Origin of the sequence: Mesorhizobium sp. M7A.F.Ca.CA.002.04.1.1 (genome assembly GCF_004022805.1) — a bacterium.
In the GTDB taxonomy this organism is placed as follows: Bacteria; Pseudomonadota; Alphaproteobacteria; order Rhizobiales; family Rhizobiaceae; genus Mesorhizobium; species Mesorhizobium ciceri.
The window spans coordinates 1-5,279 of sequence record NZ_RZPL01000386.1; the positions used below are offsets into that span (position 1 = coordinate 1).

Genomic DNA, 5,279 nt, shown 5'->3' on the forward strand with positions numbered 1-5,279 from the left:
GATTTCCCCAGGTGCCCGCCGATGCGCGTCAGATAGGTCGCGATTGCGCCGGCGATAATGATCCAGAAGGTCGTGCTCATGGCCGTGCCTTTACGCCGCTATGGTGGGGAGGCAGGATGACCGCCAGCAGCACACCGGCAACAGCGCCAATCGAGACATGCCAGGGCGAGCCCACGGTCTTGTAGGCGATGATGGAGGCGGCAGCGCTGGCAATGACCACCGGCAGCCACAGAGGCCGCTTGCGGAAGCCCAGCACGAGACCGAGGAAATAGATCGGCAGCAGGAAATCGATGCCCAGCGCGTGCGTGTCGGGGATCAGCTTGCCGAACAGCGCGCCAAGCGCGCTTTCGAGGATCCAGAACAGATAGACAGGCAAGCCAAGTCCCAGATACCAGGCAAAGCCGACCGTCCGGCCCGATTGCGCCCGCGCTTCGGCCACCGCGAATTGCGGATCGGTCAGGATGAAATAACCAAGCGCCTGCTGGATGAGGGGCCAGTGCGCGATGCGCCGGCCGATGCCGGCGGAATAGAGCACGTGGCGGAAATTGACGGCGAAGATCGACAGGACGATCAGCCACGGCGCCACATGCTGGCCGAACAGCTGGATGCCGACCATCTGGCTGGCGCCGCCATAGACCAGCGCACTCATCAGAAAGGCTTCCAGGACCGAGAAGCCATTGTCCACGGCGAGCGCGCCGAACAGCACCGCAAAGGGCGCCGAGGCCACCACCACAGGCATCGACAGCCGCACGCCTTGCCAGAAATCGCTTCTGTCGCCGCTCTCGGAAATTACGTCCGTCGCCATCAACCACTCCTGATGCATGTCGCCCAAAAGGGGGATAACGACATGCACAACAACAAGGGAAGCGCGGTATGTAGGTGGCGCGGCTTGCCGTGTCACACGAATTCGCTTGAGCCAAACGATCAGCGGAAATGATCGCGGGATCGGCTGAGTTAGACGCTTATTCCTTCGGGATCTTGCCCTCGATCGCCCTGCCCCAGTCGAGCAGCGGCTTGGCGCGCAAGGTGAAATCGACGAGTTCGTCGACCAGATCAGCCGTGTGGATTCCCGCCGGATCGATGACATGCTGGACGACAAAATGCCGGTTGCGGATGGCGGCGGCCAGGTCGGCATCGCTGATATGCTCGAAGCCGCGTGGGGTGCGCTTCATACGGCCTTCGGTCTCGAGTTCGAGGCTATTTTTCTTCAACGCCGCAACCATCTTTTGGAATTCGCCCGGCTTTGCCGCGATGGCCTTGCGCATCGCCAGCAGCAGCGCCGGCTCCGGCTGCCACCACGCAATGTCGGCGAAGCAGCGCTCAAGCCCGACATGCACGTAGAACACGCCCTGCTCCATCTTGGTGCCGTCGGGCGACAGGATGGCCGACAAATGCCTGTTGTAGGGCCGCTTGTCCTTGGCGAAGCGCACGTCGCGATTGATCCGGAACAGCGACTTCTTGCGGTCGCCGCGCAGGCCGAGCCCTGCCTTTGCGAAGCGCTCGGTCAGCGTGTCGACCAGATCGCCGAAGGGATCGCGCAATTCCTTTTCGAACAGGTCGCGATTCTCCAGGAACCATTCCCGGTTCTGGTGGAAATCCAGAGCCTTCAGGAACGGAATGGCCTTTGGGCCGAACCCCTTGAATGCGCCTTCCATCACGCCTTGCCGATCCGCGCCAGCCAGGCATCCTCGTCGATCACCTCGATGCCGAGCTCACTGGCAAGCTTGAGTTTGGAGCCGGCGCCCGGCCCGGCGACCACCAGATCCGTCTTCGCCGAAACCGAGCCCGCGACCTTGGCGCCGAGGCGCTCCGCCATGGCCTTGGCTTCGGAGCGCGTCATCTTCTCCAGCGAGCCGGTGAACACGACCGTCTTGCCGGCGACCTCACTGTCGGCCGAGACGGTGACGACATACGGCTTCGGCTTGACCTGCTCGAGCAGCTTCTCAAGCACGTCGTCGTTGCGCTCATTGCCGAAGAAGCCGCGCAGCGCATCGATCACCGTATCGCCGATGCCGTTGACCGATGGGAAGACAGTATGTGGATCCTCCGCGGCCGCTGTCTCCTTGCCGACGCGGATCAGCTCCTCGATGGTCGAGAAGGTGCGGGCAAGCACGGCCGCCGTCGTTTCGCCGATATGGCGGATGCCGAGCGCGAAGATGAAACGGTCGAGTTCCGGCTCGCGGCGCGAGTCGATGGCCGCGAACAGCTTGTCGAGGCTTTCATAGTTGCGATCCTCGACGCTGCGCACATTCTTGCGTGTCTTGCCCGATGCGGCCTCGCGCTGCCTGGCCTGCTCCTCGCGGCGCTCGGCCAGCGCCCTGGTGACGGCCGGACGGCGATCCTTGAGCGTGAAGATATCGGCGGCGGTCTTGATCAATCCCGCATTGAAGAACGTATCTATGTTCTCGGCCCCCAGCCCCTCGATGTCCAGGGCACCGCGCGACACGAAGTGGCGCAATCCTTCCACCGCCTGCGCCGGGCAGATCAGCTCGCCGGTGCAGCGGCGGCGGGAATCTTCCTTGCCGGTCTTCTCGTTGATCTCGCGCGTCGCCGGCGAGCCGCAGATCGGACAGGTATGCGGGAATTCGTATGGCACGGCATCGGCCGGCCGCTTGTCGATGACGACACTGACGATCTGCGGAATGACATCGCCTGCCCGCTGGATCACCACCGTATCGCCGATGCGCACGTCGATGCCGTCGCGGATCGGCTGGCCGGTGCTGTCCAGGCCCTTGATGTAGTCCTCATTGTGCAGCGTGACATTCTCGACCACGACGCCACCGACAGTGACCGGCGCCAGCCGCGCGACCGGCGCCAGCGTGCCGGTACGGCCAACCTGGATGTCGATCTTCTGCACAGTCGTCATCGCCTGTTCGGCCGGAAATTTGTGCGCGACGGCCCAGCGCGGCTCACCGGTGACGAACCCCCATCGGCGCTGCAATTCCAGCTGGTCGACCTTGTAGACGACGCCGTCGATATCATAGCCAAGTGCCGAACGTTGCTCCTCGATCCGATGATAATGCGCGATCAACTCGTCGGCCGATTTCGCCCGCACCATCAGCGGACTGATCTTGAACCCCCACTCGGCGAATTTCTGCACCGAATCATATTGGGTCGGAGCCGGATCCGCTGTCGTATAGCCCCAGGCATAGGCAAAGAATTTGAGGTTGCGGCTGGCGGTAACGGACGGATCCTTCTGGCGCAGCGAACCGGCCGCCGTGTTGCGCGGATTGACGTAGTCCTGGCCGCCGACCGCCGCCGACCGCTGCTTCAACGCCTCGAATTCCGCATAGGTCATGTAGACCTCGCCACGGATCTCAATGGTTTCGGGCCAGTCCGAACCTTTCAGCCTCGCTGGAATATCGGCAATCGTCTTCAAATTGGCGGTGATGTCTTCGCCGACGGCGCCGTTGCCACGCGTTGCGCCCTGCATGAACACACCGTTTTCGTAACGCAGCGAAGCCGAAAGCCCGTCGATCTTCGGCTCGGCCGTGAAGGCGATGTCGAGCTCCTTGTCGCGATCGAAGAACCGCCGGCCGCGTTCGATGAAATCGGCGACGTCATCGTCGGTATAAGCCTTGGCAAGGCTGAGCATCGGCACCGCATGGCGCACCTTGGTAAAGCCTTCCGCGGGTGCCGCACCGACCCTGAGCGATGGCGAATCCTCGCGCACCAGCGCTGGAAAGCGCTCCTCGATGGCAAGGTTGCGCCGTGCCAGCGCATCGTATTCCGCGTCGGTGATAATAGGCGCGTCTTCGGTATGGTAGCGCCGGTCGTGCTCGGCGATCACTTCCGCCAGACGCTTCAGCTCGGCTTCGGCCTCGCTTTCGGTCAGGGCATCGACTGGTTTTTCGGACATGGTTTTGCACCTGGCTGCTGTTGGCCCGGGACAATAGATCAGGATTCGGATGGAAGGGAGCTGAATTCTGACAAAACCACGCCGAAACAGCGGGATGGAGCCATATGCTGACTCTGTTGCAAAGCCCGGATTTTCACTGGTCGGCGAACCGTAGGTGGTGGGTCAGTCTGAAATCCCATCGGTCACTGAGCACTCAATCGCGTCGGACCGTGCATCGACGAACAGTCGGGTTCCATCTGTGAATTCAATCAGTACTTCTGCCGCACGAAACCGCCAAACGTGGATCACCATTTTTCCTGAGAGAAGTTTTGTCAATTCGACAGTTTCCTCTTCCAAATCCATCGGATTCTCCTAAGCCGCTGAGTGTTTCTTATACGGCCCGCGAACCGTTGGCTTCTCGGCTTCCTTTGCTTCGATCCACTGCCGAACCATGCGCCATCAGGACGCCGCGATGTTCTCGCGCAGCAGTCGCTCGGCGGCGGCGCGGGCCTCGTCGGTGATCGTGGCGCCGGCCAGCATGCGCGCGATCTCCTCTTGCCGCGCCGGCCGGTCCATCTCGGCAATGCCGGTCGCGACACGGTCGGTGGTGCCGGATTTGGAGATCAGGAAATGCGTCGCCGCGCGCGCCGCCACCTGTGGCGCGTGCGTCACCGACAGCACCTGCACGCGCTTCGACAGCCGCGCCAGCCTTTGGCCGATGGCGTCGGCGACAGCGCCGCCCACGCCGGTGTCGATTTCATCGAAAACCAGCGTCGGCGCCGAGCCACGGTCGGCCAGCGCCACCTTCAGCGCCAGAAGGAAGCGCGAAAGCTCGCCGCCGGAGGCCACCTTCATCATCGGCCCGGGCCGCGTGCCTGGATTGGTGCGCACCCAGAATTCGATCTGGTCAATGCCCTCTTCCATGCGGCTCTCGGCATCGCTCTTCATTTCCACGATGAAGGCCGCGCGTTCGAGCTTCAGGGCCGGCAGTTCCGCCATGACCGCCTTGGTCAGGCCGACCGCCGCCGCATGACGAAGCGAGGACAGCTGTGCGGCTGCGATGTCATACGTCTCGCGTGCCGCGGCGGCCTGCTTTTCCAGCCCGTGCAGGCGTTCCTCGCCGGCGTCGAGGTCGGCGAGATCGGCCGACATCGTGTCGCGCAGTTGCGCCAAATCGTCGACGGCGACGCTGTGCTTGCGTGAGGCCGCGCGCAACGAGAACAGCCGCTCCTCCGCTTTCTCCAGCCGCTGCGGATCATATTCGGTGGCGCGCAGTGCGGCCTCGACGCCCGATTGGGCCGCGTCGAGCGACAGCATCGCCTCGTCGAGCGACTTGACCACGTCGTCGAGCAGGCCTGGCGCCTCCGTCACCTTGCGTTGCAGCCGCCTCAGCAGGCTGGCCAGTTGCGGCAAGGGCGACGACGGGCCGGACAGCACATCC

General features: G+C 63.3%; 4 protein-coding genes and 1 pseudogene. All 5 read right to left on the reverse strand.

Annotation, left to right across the window (positions count from 1 at the left end):
* Positions 1 to 76: 76 nt before the first annotated feature.
* Positions 77 to 805, reverse strand: coding sequence for an AzlC family ABC transporter permease (locus ENZ75_RS19705; protein WP_063168301.1), 729 nt, complete (start codon positions 803 to 805; stop codon positions 77 to 79).
* Between the two features lie 157 nt (positions 806 to 962).
* Positions 963 to 1,655 (reverse strand): TIGR02453 family protein, encoded by a 693-nt coding sequence (locus ENZ75_RS19710; RefSeq protein WP_063168302.1) that lies wholly within the window; start codon positions 1,653 to 1,655, stop codon positions 963 to 965.
* Positions 1,655 to 3,859: an NAD-dependent DNA ligase LigA gene (gene ligA, locus ENZ75_RS19715; protein ID WP_063168303.1), complete on the reverse strand. Its 2,205-nt coding sequence runs from the start codon at positions 3,857 to 3,859 to the stop codon at positions 1,655 to 1,657. The genes ENZ75_RS19710 and ligA overlap by 1 nt, the downstream gene beginning before the upstream one ends.
* A 162-nt stretch (positions 3,860 to 4,021) precedes the next feature.
* Entirely contained in the window at positions 4,022 to 4,201 is a 180-nt protein-coding gene (locus ENZ75_RS19720) for a hypothetical protein (RefSeq protein ID WP_063168304.1), read from the reverse strand.
* A 96-nt stretch (positions 4,202 to 4,297) separates the two neighbouring features.
* Positions 4,298 to 5,279 (reverse strand): annotated as a pseudogene (locus tag ENZ75_RS19725) (DNA repair protein RecN); the annotation flags it as partial.